Here is a 14,611-nt window from a genome sequence, read left to right on the forward strand (position 1 = left end):
ATCAACCTCTTCGTATCATTCTCAGGGAAAATGCGTGCCAGGCGGCGCCGGGATGGAGGCGAACACCTCGGCCACGTCATCCTCGAAGATCGCCGCCGTCAGCTTGCCGCCATAGCAGGCACCCGTATCGAGATTGATCCGGTTGGTGCGGAAATCCGGCTCCTCCACCGAGGTGTGGCCATGCACGATCTTCTTCTCGAAGAGTTGGCCCGAGGGTAGAAACTCGTCCCGGATCCAGATCAGGTCATATTCCTTCTGCTTGGCCAGCGGCACATCCGGCCGCACGCCGGCATGCACGAAGAAATAATCGCCGAAGGTGAGGCTCAGCGGCCGCGTGCGCATGAAGTCGAGATGGTCGGGCAGCATCCTGGCGCGGAACTCCGCCCTGAGACGCTCGACATCCCGCTTCGAATGCGGGTCGGCTCCCTTGATGTCGACGCCATAGCTGCCGACGGTGGCCATGCCGCCCCATTTGAGCCAGACGTCGGCATCCGGGTCGCCGGCGAGGAAGGACATCAGCAAGGTTTCGTGATTGCCCCTGAGCACATGGAGCTCGCAACCCGGCAGGTTGCCCATCAACCGGGCCACGACACCGCGGGAATCGGGGCCACGATCGACGAGATCGCCGAGGCTGATGACGATGTGGCGCCGGTCCGGCTTGGCCTGGGCCCGAGATTGCGCCCTGGCCAGGATCTCCTCCATCAGCGCGAGATGGCCGTGGACGTCGCCGAAGGCAATGATGGTTGTCCCCGCCGGCACACGCGGCGGGATGGGAAAGGGTACGACACGATTCTGCATGAAGGCAGCATATCAGCCACGCTTGCCGCAGCAAGGGGATGCGGCAATGCCGCTCAGCCTCCACTGCAGTTCACCTCAGCGTCTTCGGGTTTGCTCGACCTTTGTCATTGCCGGGCTTGACCCGGCAATCCAGCCCCTTCGCGCTTATTCCGGATAGCCGGGTCAAGCCCGGCTATGACAAAACGGGGTGTTACCTCTTTAAGTGAACAGCATTCGGCCGCTCAGGCCCGATAATCCAGGCCGATGTCGAGGATCGGCGCGCTATGGGTGAGCCAGCCGATGGAGATGAGGTCGACGCCCGAGGCCGCGATTGCCGGCGCCGTCGCCGCCGTAACCCGGCCTGAGGCCTCGGTGAGCGCCCGTCCGCCGACCATGGCCACCGCCTCGCGTAATTCATCCGGGCCCATATTGTCGAGCAACACGGCATCGACGCCGACGGCCAGCGCCTCCTCGAGCTGGGCCAGCGTATCGACCTCCAGCTCGATCTTGACCATGTGGCCCGCCGCGGCCTTGGCCCGCTCGAGCGCCGGGCGGATGCCGCCGGCGATGGCGACATGGTTGTCCTTGATCAGGATGGCATCGTCGAGCCCGAAGCGGTGATTGCCGCCGCCGCCGGCCCTCACCGCATATTTCTCCAAAGCGCGCAGGCCGGGCGTGGTCTTGCGGGTGCAGACGATGGTGGCCTTGTGCCCCCTGATCGCCTCCACCACCGAGGCGGTGGCGCTGGCGATGCCGCTGAGACGGCAGAGGATGTTGAGCGCCGTGCGCTCGCCCGTCAGCAAGGCCCGGGCCGAACCGGTGACGGTGGCGATGATCGAGCCAGGCGATACGCTAGCGCCGTCGCCGCGCTCCACCGCGATCGCAGCAGAAGGATCGAGCAGGCGGAAGGCGGCGGCGGCAATGTCGAGGCCGGCGACCACGCCGTCCTGGCGTGCGGCCAGCACGGTGGTCGCCTTGAGGCCGACAGGCACGATGGCATCGGTGGTGAGGTCGCCGGCACGGCCGAGATCCTCGACCAGGGCCGCGCGGACGACAGGCTCGAACAGCAGGGGGGACAGGGGAGAAAGGGGCATGTCAGGCGCTTTCTGCGAAAGGAAGGGAGAGGGCGACCTCACGGGCCGTCGAGAGGGCCTGGTCGAGCGAGAGGAGAGACGGTGTCGCCTCCGGCAGGCTGCTGGGGAAATCCGTGCGGCAATGCGCGCCCCGGCTTTCCTGCCGGCATAGCGCGGAGACGGCCAGCATCAGGCCGACCAAGGCGGGCCCCGAGCCAGGGCGTGTGCTGGTGGCCAGCGGTAGGAGTTCGGCGATCGCCGCCTCTAGTCCGGCCCGGTCCCTCACCACGCCGAGCGCACGCGATAGAATCGGACGCGTTGACTCGGCATCCCCGGCGCGAAGGTCAGCAGCATTCGCGGCAATGGAAGTACCCGCGAATCGGCGGCTGGCGGCCGGTGCGCTCCTCACGCTGTCGGCGACCCAGGCGGCGCAGACCGCAGCCTCGGCCAGGGAATTGCTGGCGAGGCGATTGGCGCCGTGCAGACCGGTGCAGGCCACTTCGCCACAAGCCCATAGACCCGGCAGGGAGCTTCGGCCCTGTCCATCCACCGCAATGCCGCCCATGTGATAGTGCTGGGCCGGACGCACCGGCAGAGGCTGCAAGGCGGGATTGAAGCCTGCGTCCCGGCAGAGCCGGTCGATACCCGGGAAGCGGCGTGCGAACCCCGCGCCGGGCCGTTGGCGGGCATCGAGGTAGACTTGGTGCCCGCCCGACAGATGCTGCCAGATGCCGCGGGCGACTTCGTCGCGCGGGGCCAGTTCGGCGCCTGGCAGATGGCGGAGAAAGCGCTCGCCGGTCTCGTCGATCAGCACGGCGCCCTCACCCCGCACGGCTTCGCTGACCAGTCCCATCGGCCGCGCCGCGGTATCGAGCGCGGTTGGATGGAACTGCACGAATTCGAGATTGGAGAGCAGCGCCCCGGCGCGAGCCGCCAGGGCGAGCCCCTGCCCCTGGCTGGTGCGAGGATTGGTGCTATCGCTGAAGAGGCCGCCGATGCCGCCGGTGGCCAGCACCACGCGTGCGGTGGGAATGGTCATCGCCTCGCTGTTCGGGCCGACGCAGACGACACCGGCGATGGTGCCGTCCTCGACGATGAGGCGCCGTGCCTCGACGCCCTCCAGCACGGTGATCGAGGGCGTCTTACGCACTGCGGCGACCAAGGCGCGCACGATCTCTCGTCCCGTGGCGTCGCCATCGGCATGTACGATGCGGCGGCGGCCATGGGCGGCTTCGAGGCCGAGTTGGAAGTCCTCGCCGTTCCTGTCGAAATTGACACCGAGAGCGGCGAGCCGACGCACCGCATCCGGAGCAGCGTCGAGGATGGAGCGAGCCGCCACCGCCGCCACCAGGCCACCGCCGGCCGCCAGCGTATCCTCAAGGTGAAGTGCAGGTGTATCATCATCAGCCAGGCTTGCGGCGAGCCCGCCCTGCGCCCAGCCGGTCGAGGTTTCCGCGCCGAGCGACGCGCGGGAGAGCAGCACCGCCGGTTCGGGGGCGAGTGAGAGCGCCGTCATCAGCCCGGCGAGGCCGGCCCCGACCACCACCGGGCGGTCGCGATAGAGCTGCGGATGATCGCTCATAGCTCGAGCATCCTCTCGACGGCCCGGCGCGCGGCAACCGCAATGGCAGAATCGATGGTGACTTCGTGCCGGTTGGTCTCCAGCGCCTGGCGGATATTGGCGAGCGTGATGCGCTTCATATGCGGACAGAGATTACAGGGGCGCACGAAATCGACGGTGGGGTGCTGCACGGCCACGTTGTCGCTCATCGAGCATTCGGTCAGCAGCACCACGCGGGCAGGCTTGTGCTCGGCGACATAGCCGGACATCAGCGCGGTCGAGCCGGAGAAATCGGCTTCCGCCACCACCTCCGGCGGGCATTCGGGATGTGCGAGGACGATCACGCCGGGATGGTCTTCCCTGAGCTGGCGCACCTCGGCCGGCGAGAAGCGCTCATGCACCTCGCAATGGCCCTTCCAGGCGATGATCTCGACATCGGTCTCGGCCGCGATGTTGCGGGCGAGATATTCGTCGGGAAGCATGATCACCCGGGGCACGCCAAGCTTTTCGACGATCCTCTTGGCATTGCCCGAGGTGCAGCAGACATCGGACTCCGCCTTCACCGCCGCCGAGGTGTTGACATATGTGACGATGGGCACGCCGGGATAGGTCTGGCGCATCAGGCGCACATCCTCCGGCTGGATCGAATCGGCCAGCGAGCAGCCGGCGCGAAGATCGGGGATCAGCACCGTCTTGTCCAGATTGAGCAGCTTGGCGGTCTCGGCCATGAAATGCACGCCCGCCAGCACGATGACATCGGCGTCGGTATCGACAGCCCTGCGGGCCAGGGCCAGGCTGTCGCCGACCACGTCGGCGACGCAGTGGAAGATTTCCGGCGTCTGGTAGTTGTGCGCCAGGATGACGGCGTTGCGCTCGCGCTTGAGCGCCAGGATGGCGTCGACGTCATCGGCGAAGACGGGCCATTCCATGGCGGGAATGACGCGCTTGACCCGCTCATAGAGCGGCGCGGTGCGGGTGAGAACGGTAGCATCGGGGCTCATATTTATACTCCCATTGAGCATATGTTGAGCATATGCTTAATCTGAGTATAAGCAATGTCAAGCGAATTATGTTCACTTGGAGCATAAGAGATTGGAGCAAAACCGAGAGAGCGAACCGCGACTCCCCTTCTCCCCTGGTGGGGATCGTCCACTCCACTTGGAGTGGACTGGGAGCCCCGAAGCGGCGGATGAGGGGTCTAGCCCCCCATCCAGAGATTACACCTTTGAGCGAGCACCAAGGCTGGCAAGGTCGCAAGACCCCTCTTCCGTCATTGCTTCGCAATGCCACCTTCTCCCGCAAGGGGAGAAGGGGACCGCGCTAGACTCAGTGAGGGGACACTCCTACCCCCGCGCCAGCGGCAGCTTGGTGCCGGCGGCTACGCGCTCGGCCAGCACGGCCTGGCGGAAGCGGAACAGCTTGGCCGGGCGGCCGATGGTCTCGGCGGCGATCTCGCCGGTCTCCTCCACCAGTTCCTGCTGCTCGATCAGGCGGCGGAAATTCTGCTTGTGCACCAGGCGCCCAGCCAGGGCCTCGACGCTGCGCTGGAGCTGCAGCAAGGTGAAGGTGGCGGGCAGCAATTCGAACACCACTGGGCGGTATTTGATCTTGGCTCTCAGACGGGCAATGCCGGTGGCGAGGATGCGGCGATGGTCGGCATGCATCGGCCTGCCCGGCACCGCTTGCGAGGCCGGCACCGCTTGCGCGCCCGCAACGCCGTTCGTGGCAGCTTCCGGTACCAGCCCGGCCTCGTAGAGCAGCTCGTAGCGCTGCAGCACGAGCTCCTCGTTCCAGGCAAAACCCTCAAGCCCGAAGGTGATATCGACCCGCTGGGACCTGATCTCCCGCATGGCCGCACTGTCGACCGCCCCGGCCCAGGCACGCAGGGGCGCGACGATTCCCGTCTGGAAGAAGGCCGGCAGGCCGGCGCGATGGTCCTCCCAGGGGAAATACTCATACCAGTCGCGCCAACCGGTTTCCTCGCCTCCACCGGCATTTTCCCGCGTCAGGCCTAGATAGGAGATCGAGATCGCCCGCTGCATGTCCTGCGCCCCGCGATCGTTGTCGGCGAAGGTATAGAGCTGCTCGACATAGCCGAGGGGATGGCCGGTCTGGCGTTCCACCCAGGCACGCAGCCCGGTCTGCAATGAGCGGTGGCCGGCCTCGAAGGGACCGGAGGGCAGGCCCCTGCCCTCGCGCACCGTCATCACCCGCGGCCGCCCTGCGGTCACCGCCACGAGGACGGCGATCAGGTCGGCGGTGACGAGGTTGCCGGTCTCTGGCGGCACGATCGATTTCTCCTGGTGACAAAGCCGATATCTGGTGCGGAGACTCGCAGTTGCGCCCGGCCGGAGCAAGCAATCGGCAGCTTTTGACCAAAGGTTTCAACAGGTGAAGCGACGGAGCGCCCTCAAAAAATCACCGCCTCCGTCCCTTCCAGCAGCACGGCGGTCAGAGGGCCGCCGAAACAGGCGCCGGTGTCGAGATTGATGCGGTTGGGCCTGAAGGTCGCGATATCGACCGGCGTGTGGCCATGCACAATGCGCTTGCCGAAATCGCCATCCCAGTCGAGGAACTCGTTGCGGATCCAGAGCAGGTCCTCCTCGTCCTGCCGGTCGGGCGGGCGGCCGGGGCGGACGCCGGCATGAACGAAGAAATAATCACCGCAGGCATAGCTGAGCGGCATTTTCGCCAGAAAGGCGAGGTGATGCTCCGGTATCGCGTCGAGAAAGGCGCGGCGCAGGTCGTGAAGCGTCGGGCCTGCGGCCAGGGCCCGCTCCAGATCGACGCCGTAGCTCGCCAGCGTGCGCAGGCCGCCATTGTGCAGCCAGGCCTCGGCATCCTCGCCGCCACGGATGAAGTCGAGCATCATGGCTTCGTGATTGCCCTTGAGCACCACGAGCTCGCAGCCCGGCAGTCCAGCCGCGAGGCGATCGACCACACGGGCCGAATCCGGGCCGCGATCGACGAGATCGCCGACAGAGACGACGATGTGCCGTCGCTCCGGCAAAGACGCCAGGCGCGCCTCGATCTGTTCGAGCAGGATCTCCAGCTTGTCGTAGCAGCCGTGCACGTCGCCGAAGGCGATGACGCTGACATCGTCGGGGATAGCGGGCAGATGGAATGACCCCATGATGCGCTCCCTCCATGCGACACCATAAGGGGCGTGCGGGCCGCGCGGCAAGGGGCGGCAATGCCCCGGGAGCGCGGGCCTCAGGGGCTCAGAATACCACGGCCTCGATGCCTTCGAACCGTACAGCCGTCAGGATGCCCGAGGCATAGGCCTTGGTGTCCAGATTGATGCGGTTGCGGTTGAAGTCCGGCTTGCGCACCGGTGTGTGGCCGTGGACGATCTTCTTCTCGAAGCGTTGCGTGGAATGCAGGAACTCCTCGCGAATCCAGACGAGGTCGCGATCGTCCTGCTCGGCCAGCGGCACGCCGGGGCGCACGCCGGCATGGACGAAGAAATAGTCGCCGATACTGTAGGAGGTGGGCAGGCCGCGCAGGAAATCGAGATGCGCCTGCGGTATGGCTGAAAGCATGTCCTGGCGCAGGCGGTCCGGCGTCTTCTCCACCTTGTAATTCTGCCGGCTGGCAATGCCATAGCTCTGCAGGAAGGCGTCGGCGCCGAAGAAGCTGCGCCAGGCATCGCCGATCGGCTTGTCGTCGAGAAAGCCGAGCAGCGCGTCCTCGTGGTTGCCCAGGAGCACCACCAGCTCACAGCCTCGCACGCCGTTCATCAGCCGCTCGATCACGCCGGCGGAATCGGGGCCGCGGTCGATGAGATCGCCGACGCTGACCACGAGATGCTTGAGGCCCGGCAGCAGCGACGCCCGCCTTTCGATGCGCGTGAGCAGGGGTTCCAGCAAATCGAGCCGCCCGTGGATATCGCCGATGGCGATGACGGAGGTCTCAGGCGGCATGCTGGGCGGTTCGGGAAAGCGCTCGATCTTCTTCTTGGCTATCGGTTTGGCTATTGGTTTCTTGGGCATGGCGGGCTCCCTCTCCCACACCGGGAGAGGGCTGGGGATTGAGATCCCTTACTTCCGCGTGCCGGCCCCAAACGTCAACAAGAGGGGGCAATTGTGACGTGGAGAACTCGGAGTGGAGATGACCTTCCCAGGATGAGGAGGGTCAGGTTTCCCCTCAGCTTCGCGGCTTGGCGTTTGTGGGGTCGTAGAGCGGCTTATAGCCGACGCCGGCCACCTCGACCGGATAGGTCTCGCCGAAATACTCGACCTGGAACTTGCGACCCTCCTGCGCATAGGCATGCGGCAGATAGGCGAGCGCGATGTTCTTGCCGATGGTCGGGCCATAGGCGATCGAATAGGTGTAGGACCGGCGACCGAGTTCGTCGACCAGCGTCTCGCCGGTCTCAGGGTCCATCACCGGCAGGATGCCGACGGGGTAGCGAGCGACGCCCTTGGCATCGACATTGTCCGTGATCACCAGCGTACACAGCATGGCCGGCTGGTGGGCGCGGGCGCGGTGCTCCAAATGCCTGGCCTTGCCGCAGAAATCGGCCTCCTTGACCTTGGGGCGCTGGAGATCGGTTTCGATCAGGTTGTACTCGGTGTTGAGCTCGGCATTCTGCAAGCGCAGGCTCTTTTCCATGCGGCGGGAATTGGCATAGGTCTCCACGCCGACCGCCATCACCCCGGTGGTGCGCAGCGCGTCCCAGACGGCAAGACCGTCCTCGTAGCGCATGTGCAGTTCCCAGCCCTGCTCGCCGACATAGGAGATGCGGAAGGCGGAGACGTCCTTGCCCCCGATGTGGATCTGCTTGATGGCGGCAAAGGCGAAGTTCTCCGGATCGAGCCCGGTCGGGTCTTCCACCACCTTCTTCAGATTGACGCGGGCATTCGGGCCCCAGATGCCGATGGTGACGTATTTCTCCGAAGTATCGGTGACGGTGACGTCGAAGCCCTTGTCCTGGGCAACGCGGCGCAGATAGTTGAGATCGCGCGGGCCGGCATCGGCGCCATCGACCACGCGGCAGCGGTCCGCCATGCGGAACACGGTGAGGTCCGCGCGCACCATGCCGTTTTCGTCGAGGAAATGGGTGTAGATGCCCTTGCCGATATTCGCTTCGCCGCCGATCTTGGCGGCGCAGACCCATTCCATCAGCGCGACATGGTCAGGCCCCTCGACATCGATCATGGCGAAGTGCGAGAGGTTGATGATGCCGCAATCCTCGCTCATGGCGAGCTGTTCGGCATTGGAGACGCGCCAGAAATGGCGGTTGTCCCATTCGTTCGCGCGCACCGGCACGCGATTTCCGTATTTCTCGAGCAAATGCTCGTTGACGGCGTAGCCATGGGCGCGTTCCCAGCCGCCGAGCTCCATGAAGTAGCCGCCGAGCTCCTTCTCGCGCTCATAGAAGGGCGAGCGCCTGATATTGCGGCCGGTGTCATAGGGCTCGCGCGGATGCACGGCAGGGTTATAGATCTTGCGGGCCGCCTCGCCGCAACGCCCCTCGATGAAGCCTTCCTCCAGCATGTGCGGGGAGAAGCGAGCATAGTCGATCTTGTTGTGGTCGATCGGCGTACGCCCGTCGGTCATCCAGTCGGCGATGAGCTTGCCCATGCCGGGGCCATCCTTGACCCAGATAGCGACCGCATACCACAGGCCCCGCACCTTCTGGCTTTCGCCCATGGAGGGGCCGCCATCGGTGGTGACCTGCAGAAGGCCATTGAAGGAATGGCCCTCATTGTAACCCAGCTCGCCGAGAATCGGCGTCAGCTCCATGGCGCGTTCGAGTGGGCCGATGATCTGCTCCATGTCGAGGTCGCGCTGCGAGGGCGACAGGCGCGCCTCGTGCTTTTCGAGAAGGTCGCGGGGATGGCACAGGCGCGGATTGGTCTCCTCGTAATAGCCCCACTCGATCTGGCCGCCTTCGGCGGTCGTCGGATCGCCGGTGTCGCGCATATAGGCGGAGTTGCCCTGGTCGCGCATCAGCGGCCAGCCGATCTCCTTGCCGGTGCCGGCGAACTCGTTATAGGGCCCGAAGAAGGTAAGCGGATGATCGACCGGCATCACCGGCAGGTCCTCGCCGGCCATCTCGGCGATCAGGCGGCCCCACAGGCCGGCACAAACAACGACATGATCGGCCTCGATAGTGCCGCGGCTGGTGACCACGCCCTTGATGCGGCCGTTCTCGATGATGAGCGACTGAGCCGCCGTGTTGGCGAAGACCTGGAGCTTGCCGGCGGCCTCGCCCTGGTCGACGAGCTTGCCCGCCACCGTCTGCGAGCGTGGGATGACAAGGCCGGCATCGGGATCCCACAGGCCGCCCTGCACCAGATGCTCCTCGATCAGCGGGAACTTCTCCTTGATCTCGGCCGGCTCGATCAGGCGGGCACGGGTGCCGAAGGCTTTGCCGGAGGCAACCTTGCGCTTGATCTCGTCCATGCGGGCATCGTCGCCCACGCGGGCCACCTCGATGCCGCCGACGCGGGCGTAGTGACCCATCTTCTCGTAGAAATCGATGGAATAGAGCGTGGTCCAGCAGGACAGGAAATCGTGGCTGGTGGCATAGCAGAAGTCGGAGGCATGGGCGGTGGAGCCGATATCGGTTGGGATGCCCGACTTGTCGATGCCGACGATGTCGTCCCAGCCCCGCTCGATCAAATGATGGGCGATCGATGCGCCGACGATCCCGCCCAATCCGACGATGACGACCTTCGCCTTTTTTGGAAACACTGCCATTTGCCTGCGACTCCGGATGCGTTGCGGGAAACCCTAGCGCCTCTACCGCCGCGGTTGCTGCCTCAGTGCGACCTTCTCCCAAGGCCACGCGACCACAACCGCAGGATGCAGCGCCGATGCCATCCCGTTGCCGATTAGCTCTATAGAAGACGCGCTGGAACGATGTCGCATATGGGCCGGGACATGGCCAGAAAACGACGTCGACGAGAATCCTGTCGCCGAGGTTGATCGCCAGCTGAACTATTCCCTTCTCCCCCTGCGGGAGAAGGCGCCGGCAGGCGGATGAGGGGTCTCGCAACTTGTTCAGGTCGTGCTTGCGAGTGAGCATCAGAAAAGTCAGGTCGCGAGCCCCCTCATCCGGCGCTTCGCGCCACCTTCTACCACAGGGGGAGAAGGAGAGAACGTCCTGTGCGCACTGTCACGGCGGTATCCCGTTGCCTGTGGCTTGGTCGGGCATCCACGCACCGGGCCCTGCCATGAACCGCTCCCTTCGTCCTCCCTTGCTCGCCGTCTGCCTCGCTTGTCTCTGGCCCGCCGCAGGCTCCGCCATGGAGCTATGCCATCTGCGCAAGACACCGGATGGTTTTGTCGCCCTGCGCGCCGGTCCCGGCCCGCAGCACCGCCTGATCGCCCGTATGAAGCCCGGGGACGAAGTGCAATATGGCCAGGGGCGCACAGGCAAATGGGTCGAGGTCACCTGGTGGCGCGGCGATTCGCGCCTTGAGGAGGATGGCTTCAGCAAGGGCATCCATGGCTGGGCCTTCTCGCCGCTGATCGCCAAGGATTGCGGGTGAGCCCCAAGCGGGGCGCCGTGCCGTTATGCTTGAGATGACGGGGCGTTTGCGCCTAAGGGTGAACGTTCCAGCCTTCTTTCAGCCTACGGACGCCCACCATGCATGAGCCCCTCCCCGTCTCCGATACCATGAACGGCGCCGAAAGCCTGGTGCGCACGCTGGTCGATAGCGGCGTCGAGGTCTGCTTTGCCAATCCCGGCACTTCGGAAATGCATTTCGTCGGCGCGCTCGACCGCATCGAGGGCATGCGGCCGGTGCTCGGCCTGTTCGAGGGCGTGGTCACCGGCGCGGCGGATGGCTATGCCCGCATGACCTGCAAGCCGGCGGCGACGCTGCTGCATCTCGGCCCGGGCCTGGCCAATGGCCTCGCCAATCTCCACAATGCCCGCAAGGTGCCGGTGCCGATGGTCAACATCATCGGCGACCATGCCTCCGCGCATCAGCGTTTCGATGCGCCGCTGACCTCCGATGTCGCCGCCTTCGCCCGCCCGGTCTCGCATTGGGTGCATTCCTCCCCCAACGCCCGCAGCGTCGCCGCCGATGCCGCCCGCGCCGTGCAGGCGGCCCGCACCGCGCCCGGCCAGATCGCCAGCCTGATCCTGCCGGCCGATGCCGCCTGGCTCGTTGCCGACAGGCCGGCCGCGCCGCTCCCTGTCCTCGGCCCCGCACCCGTTTCGGACACCGCCGTGACGCAATCGGTGGCAGCGCTCGACGCGGGCGGTCCGGTTGCCTTCCTCTTACGCGGCGAGGCCCTGCGCGGCCGCGGGCTGGCGGCAGCGGGCCGCATCGCGGCCAAGACCGGGGCCCGGCTGATCTGCGACACCTTCGTGCCGCGGGTCGAACGCGGCGCGGGGCGCATCAAGGTGGAAAGGCTGCCCTACCGCCCCGGTCCCGCCCTCGATTTCCTCAAGGGCACGCAGACCCTCATCCTGGTCGGCTCACAGGCACCGATCGCCTTCTTCGCCTATCCGGGACAGCCGAGCGAGCTGACGCCGTCCGGCTGCCGGCCTCTCGTGCTCGCCTTTCCGCATGAGGACGGCACCGGCGCCCTCGAAGCCCTAGCCGAGGCGATCGGCGCGACTGCGCCCGGCAAAGCCTCCGCGCACGCCCCGCCTGCCCTGCCTGCGGATGGCCGCATCACCGCGGAGGGCATCATGCGCATCGCCGGGCATTTCCTGCCCGAGAACGCCATCATTTCCGACGAGACGATCTCCTCGGGCTTTCCCTTCTACCCTCTCAACGAAACGGCGGCGCCGCATGACAGCCTCCAGCTCTCGGGCGGGGCAATCGGCGACGGCATGCCGGTGGCCACCGGCGCCGCCATCGCCTGCCCCGGCCGCAAGGTGGTGTCACTGCAGGCGGACGGCAGCGCCATGTACACGCTGCAATCGCTATGGACGCAGGCGCGTGAGCGGCTCGACGTCACCACGGTCATCTATGCCAACCGGGCCTACAAGGTGCTGATGGACGAGGTCGCGGGCGTGGGCCTCGGCAGCATCGGCCCCAGGGGGCAATCCATGTTCGATATCGGCAATCCCGATCTCGATTGGGTAAAGCTTGCCGAGGGCATGGGCGTGGAGGCGGTGCGGGCGGAGAGCCATGCCGCCCTCGCCGATGCTTTCAAGGCCGCGATGGGACAGCGCGGGCCGAGGCTGATCGAGGCGGTGCTCTGAGCGGTTCTCATCGAAAGAAAGAGCAGCGAAGAAGCCCGGCAGACGTTCGTCTTGCGGAGCTGAACGCGGAATTTGGCGTGCCGATCTCCAGATCGGCATACTTGGAAACGACGCGCTCCGGCAAGAAGATGCCGATCTCGCTCCATCACTTGATGGAGCTGAGAAGATCGGCACACGGTCTTACCCACTACACCCGCCCGCTCAGATGCCTTACCTTGCGCAGTTCGGGGAACCAGTACCACCACAGGCCGGCTACTGCGATCGTGGCGACACCCCCGAAGATCACGGCGGGCACGGCACCGATCAGCCCCGCCGAGATGCCGGCACGGAACTCGCCAAGTTCGTTGGAGGCACCGACGAAGACCTGGTTGACCGCGTTCACCCGGCCGCGCACCGCATCGGGTGTCCAGAGCTGGATCAGGGTCTCGCGCACATAGACGCTGACCATGTCGAGCCCACCGAAAAGCGCGAACGCCAGGATGGAAAGCCAGACTGCCGTCGAGGCGCCGAATAGAGCAATGGAGGCACCGACCAGCGCCACACAAACGAACATGATCACGCCGGCATGATCCCTGATCGGGTGGCGCAACAGGATCGCCGCCACCACGATGGCGCCGACGCCGGGCGCTGCCCTGAGCATGCCGAGCCCCCAGGGACCGACATCGAGGATGTCGCGGGCATAGACCGGGAGCAGCGCCGTGGCGCCGCCGAGGAGCATGGCGAAGAGATCAAGCGAGATGGCGCCGAGCACGATCTTCTCGCCCCAGATATAGCGAAAACCCGCCAGCAGCGTCTCGAAACTCGGCTTTTCCTTCGCTGTCTTCAATTGCAGCGGCGGCGCGATGGTAAAGGTCAGCAAGGCGGCGAAGCCGAGCAGCACCAGGGCCGTGCCATAGGCGGCATTGGCCGAGACGCCGTAGAGCAGACCGCCGGCGACCGGGCCGATCACCGTGGCGATCTGCCAGGACGAGGTGCTCCAGGCGATGGCGCTGGCGAGGTCCTCCTCCGGTACCAGATTGGGCATCAGCGACTGCTGGGCCGGTCCGAAAAAGGCCCTGAGCGTGCCGAATACCACCAGCGTGACGAAGATCGGCAGCGCCGTCTGGCTGCCCCATAGCCCGAACAGCATCAGCGCAAGGGCGCAGAGCGCTTCGCCGGCCAGGCAGATCGTCATGATGCGCACGCGGTTGAAACGATCCGCCACCGCACCGGTGACCAGCACCAGGAGGAAGGCCGGCAGGAACTGCACCAGCCCGACAATGCCGAGATCAAAGGGATCGCGCGTGAGGTCGTAAACCTGCCAGCCGACCGAAACGCTCATGATCTGGGCGGAGAAACTGCCGAGGAAACGCGCCAGCCAATACCGCGCAAAACCGCCGTGACGGAAGGCGCCTGCGCGCGAAAAAGAAAGATCTGGCATACCGGGAACCGAAAAAAGGAGGCCTCCTTGTAGAAAGACAGCGGGTTGGGGGCAAGATCCCGCGGACGAAACCTAGCCGAACCAGGCGCGCCCTTCCGGCCTCGCCGGTAACAAGCCGATCACCGTATGACGTTGATATCGCAGAGCAGATCCACCTTCGAATTTTCGGGATGGTTCCACGTCATCTGGCCGATCGTCTTCGCTGCGATGAAGGGAATCGAAAGCAGCGCACCGCGAGAATTGGCGACTCGCAACCCGTATCCACCGTGCTCCTGCACGACCTTGACCGTCCAATCCTCCTCGCGCAGATCCGGAAACAGCAGAAGGGTGGTGCCTGTGGTTCCTTTCAGTTTTGCGCCGCCTTTGCCATCAAGGACGAACTCCATGGCATTGTCGCCCTCGCGGCAGATCATGGTTCTCTGGGGCGGTTGATCGGCGCAGACGGATTGAGCCCAGCATGCTCCGACGATCGCCAACGGGGCGATTATCGACAAGAGCAGTCGCCGACGGCTCAGGCTGGGATATTGCAGCTTTGCCGAATGCAGGAAGGCACCTAGCCGGATAGACGCTTTCACCGTGGGATTCGCCGCCTGCATCGCCGGTCC

Annotated in this window: 12 protein-coding genes; 2 read left to right on the forward strand and 10 right to left on the reverse strand. The window is 65.6% G+C overall.

What is annotated here, in order from left to right; translation table 11 throughout:
* Nucleotides 1–21: 21 nt before the first annotated feature.
* The 8 genes from AB4037_RS24775 to AB4037_RS24810 all read right to left on the reverse strand — a co-directional run bounded on the left by AB4037_RS24775 (nt 22) and on the right by AB4037_RS24810 (nt 10,119).
* Nucleotides 22–798 carry a metallophosphoesterase family protein gene (locus AB4037_RS24775; protein ID WP_441773302.1) on the reverse strand — a complete coding sequence of 259 codons (777 nt, stop codon included), beginning with the start codon at nt 796–798 and terminating at the stop codon, nt 22–24.
* A gap of 221 nt (nt 799–1,019) precedes the next feature.
* Nucleotides 1,020–1,871 carry a carboxylating nicotinate-nucleotide diphosphorylase gene (nadC, locus tag AB4037_RS24780; RefSeq protein ID WP_441773303.1) on the reverse strand — a complete coding sequence of 284 codons (852 nt, stop codon included), beginning with the start codon at nt 1,869–1,871 and terminating at the stop codon, nt 1,020–1,022.
* Between the two features lies 1 nt (nt 1,872).
* The gene (locus AB4037_RS24785; protein ID WP_441773304.1) at nt 1,873–3,432 is read right to left on the reverse strand and encodes an L-aspartate oxidase; all 1,560 of its coding nucleotides are present in this window, start codon (nt 3,430–3,432) and stop codon (nt 1,873–1,875) included.
* Complete coding sequence (gene nadA / locus AB4037_RS24790; protein WP_441773305.1) at nt 3,429–4,412, reverse strand: quinolinate synthase NadA; 984 nt, start codon at nt 4,410–4,412, stop codon at nt 3,429–3,431. The genes AB4037_RS24785 and nadA overlap by 4 nt, the downstream gene beginning before the upstream one ends.
* A 342-nt stretch (nt 4,413–4,754) precedes the next feature.
* Nucleotides 4,755–5,699, reverse strand: a complete 945-nt coding sequence (locus AB4037_RS24795) for an NUDIX hydrolase (protein WP_441773306.1) — start codon at nt 5,697–5,699, stop codon at nt 4,755–4,757.
* Between the two features lie 122 nt (nt 5,700–5,821).
* Nucleotides 5,822–6,544 (reverse strand): metallophosphoesterase family protein, encoded by a 723-nt coding sequence (locus AB4037_RS24800; RefSeq protein WP_441773307.1) that lies wholly within the window; start codon nt 6,542–6,544, stop codon nt 5,822–5,824.
* An 88-nt stretch (nt 6,545–6,632) separates the two neighbouring features.
* Entirely contained in the window at nt 6,633–7,403 is a 771-nt protein-coding gene (locus tag AB4037_RS24805; RefSeq protein ID WP_441773308.1) for a metallophosphoesterase family protein, read from the reverse strand.
* A gap of 154 nt (nt 7,404–7,557) precedes the next feature.
* A complete protein-coding gene (locus AB4037_RS24810; protein ID WP_441773309.1) occupies nt 7,558–10,119 on the reverse strand; it encodes a GcvT family protein in 2,562 nt (853 codons plus the stop codon).
* Between the two features lie 476 nt (nt 10,120–10,595).
* Between AB4037_RS24810 and AB4037_RS24815 the strand changes: the two genes are divergently transcribed.
* Both AB4037_RS24815 and AB4037_RS24820 read left to right on the forward strand, forming a co-directional pair.
* The gene (locus AB4037_RS24815) at nt 10,596–10,913 is read left to right on the forward strand and encodes an SH3 domain-containing protein (protein WP_441773310.1); all 318 of its coding nucleotides are present in this window, start codon (nt 10,596–10,598) and stop codon (nt 10,911–10,913) included.
* Between the two features lie 98 nt (nt 10,914–11,011).
* Complete coding sequence (locus AB4037_RS24820) at nt 11,012–12,586, forward strand: acetolactate synthase large subunit (protein WP_441773311.1); 1,575 nt, start codon at nt 11,012–11,014, stop codon at nt 12,584–12,586.
* 187 nt (nt 12,587–12,773) lie between these two features.
* Here the strand turns inward: AB4037_RS24820 and AB4037_RS24825 are convergent, their stop codons facing one another.
* Together AB4037_RS24825 and AB4037_RS24830 are read right to left on the reverse strand one after the other, a co-directional pair.
* Nucleotides 12,774–14,006, reverse strand: coding sequence for an MFS transporter (locus AB4037_RS24825; RefSeq protein WP_441773312.1), 1,233 nt, complete (start codon nt 14,004–14,006; stop codon nt 12,774–12,776).
* Between the two features lie 119 nt (nt 14,007–14,125).
* Nucleotides 14,126–14,602 (reverse strand): hypothetical protein, encoded by a 477-nt coding sequence (locus tag AB4037_RS24830; protein ID WP_441773313.1) that lies wholly within the window; start codon nt 14,600–14,602, stop codon nt 14,126–14,128.
* Between the last annotated feature and the right edge of the window lie 9 nt (nt 14,603–14,611).

The organism is Labrys sp. KB_33_2, from assembly GCF_052114505.1.
Taxonomy (GTDB): Bacteria; Pseudomonadota; Alphaproteobacteria; order Rhizobiales; family Labraceae; genus Labrys.

What these genes read in the sequence shown, in the direction of transcription:
- AB4037_RS24775 (WP_441773302.1), bottom strand. Translation starts at nt 798, where the DNA reads ATGCAGAATCGTGTCGTACCCTTTCCCATCCCGCCGCGTGTGCCGGCG.
- nadC (WP_441773303.1), bottom strand. Translation starts at nt 1,871, where the DNA reads ATGCCCCTTTCTCCCCTGTCCCCCCTGCTGTTCGAGCCTGTCGTCCGC.
- AB4037_RS24785 (WP_441773304.1), bottom strand. Translation starts at nt 3,432, where the DNA reads ATGAGCGATCATCCGCAGCTCTATCGCGACCGCCCGGTGGTGGTCGGG.
- nadA (WP_441773305.1), bottom strand. Translation starts at nt 4,412, where the DNA reads ATGAGCCCCGATGCTACCGTTCTCACCCGCACCGCGCCGCTCTATGAG.
- AB4037_RS24800 (WP_441773307.1), bottom strand. Translation starts at nt 6,544, where the DNA reads ATGGGGTCATTCCATCTGCCCGCTATCCCCGACGATGTCAGCGTCATC.
- AB4037_RS24805 (WP_441773308.1), bottom strand. Translation starts at nt 7,403, where the DNA reads ATGCCCAAGAAACCAATAGCCAAACCGATAGCCAAGAAGAAGATCGAG.
- AB4037_RS24810 (WP_441773309.1), bottom strand. Translation starts at nt 10,119, where the DNA reads ATGGCAGTGTTTCCAAAAAAGGCGAAGGTCGTCATCGTCGGATTGGGC.
- AB4037_RS24815 (WP_441773310.1), top strand. Translation starts at nt 10,596, where the DNA reads ATGAACCGCTCCCTTCGTCCTCCCTTGCTCGCCGTCTGCCTCGCTTGT.
- AB4037_RS24820 (WP_441773311.1), top strand. Translation starts at nt 11,012, where the DNA reads ATGCATGAGCCCCTCCCCGTCTCCGATACCATGAACGGCGCCGAAAGC.
- AB4037_RS24825 (WP_441773312.1), bottom strand. Translation starts at nt 14,006, where the DNA reads ATGCCAGATCTTTCTTTTTCGCGCGCAGGCGCCTTCCGTCACGGCGGT.
- AB4037_RS24830 (WP_441773313.1), bottom strand. Translation starts at nt 14,602, where the DNA reads ATGCAGGCGGCGAATCCCACGGTGAAAGCGTCTATCCGGCTAGGTGCC.